Source organism: Stenotrophomonas sp. P5_A8 (assembly GCF_056400545.1).
This window is the reverse complement of sequence record NZ_JBFULB010000559.1, coordinates 1-1,247: the sequence shown is the minus strand read 5'-3', so window position 1 is coordinate 1,247 and position 1,247 is coordinate 1. Positions and strand designations below refer to the sequence as shown.

The 1,247-nt window shown below is 60.1% G+C and carries 1 protein-coding gene; it reads left to right on the top strand.

Annotated features, from left to right (window positions below):
* Nucleotides 1-987 (top strand): transketolase-like TK C-terminal-containing protein (locus tag AC1DQP_RS20645; protein ID WP_478052449.1); only part of this gene is annotated, 987 nt, incomplete at its 5' end.
* Between the last annotated feature and the right edge of the window lie 260 nt (nt 988-1,247).

Here is a 1,247-nt window from a genome sequence, read left to right as displayed (position 1 = left end):
GGCCAGGTGCTGCAGCAGGGCATCAGCGAGCCGGGCGCCATCGCCTCGTGGATGGCCGCCGGTACCAGCTACTCGGTCAGCAACGTGCCGATGCTGCCGTTCTACATCTACTACTCCATGTTCGGCTTCCAGCGCGTGGGCGATATCGCCTGGCAGGCAGCGGACATGCGTACCCGTGGCTTCCTGCTCGGCGGCACCGCCGGCCGCACCACGCTGAACGGTGAAGGCCTGCAGCACGAAGATGGCCACAGCCACCTGGCCGCCGGTGGCATTCCCAACGTGCGTAGCTATGACCCCACCTTCGGCTTCGAAGTGACGGTCATCCTGCAGCACGGCACCAAGGCCATGATGGAAGATCAGATTGATGAGTACTACTACATCACCCTGATGAACGAAAACTATACCCACCCGGAAATGCCGGAAGGTGCGGCCGAAGGCATCGTCAAGGGCATGTACCTGCTCACCGACGCCGGCAAGCCGAAGAAGAACGAGCTGCGCGTGCAGCTGCTGGGTTCGGGCACCATCCTGCGCGAAGCCATTGCCGCGGCCGAGCTGCTGGAGAAGGATTTCGGCGTCACCGCCGACATCTGGAGCTGCCCGAGCTTCAACGAACTGCGTCGCGATGGTTTCGATGCAGAGCGTTACAACCGCTTCCACCCGGAAGGCGAGCAGCGCAAGGCCTACGTGACCGAGCTGCTGGAAGGCCGCCAGGGCCCGGCGATTGCCGCCACCGACTATGTGCGTGCGTATGCGGACCAGATCCGTGCGTTCGTGCCGATGGGCTTCACCGTGCTGGGCACCGATGGCTTCGGCCGCTCGGATACGCGTGCGAACCTGCGTCGCTTCTTCGAGGTTGACCGGTACTACATCGCGCATGCCGCGATTGCGGCGCTGGCCAAGGAAGGGAAGATGACGGGTAAGGATGTGGCGCGGGCGATCAAGCAGTACAAGATTGATCCTGAGAAGGCTAATCCTGTCGGGGTTTGATGCTCTCCCGAGATTGAAGTAACTGAGGCGGCCTAACGGGCCGCCTCTTTTTTTTGTAGAATCCGGAAAGTGCTAAGTAATAAGAGCGGCCAATTGGAAAACTGGGGTCCACAGCGATTGAATAATTTTCCTCAACACGCGTAGCGCTATTAATCAGACCAAAATCCCAGCTCACGGGGGGCAGAATGAAGTACAGGGACAGTCAGTTGGACAAGGATCTTCGAGCTTGGTTTGGTAACGACATGTCCAAAGCGCTGCTG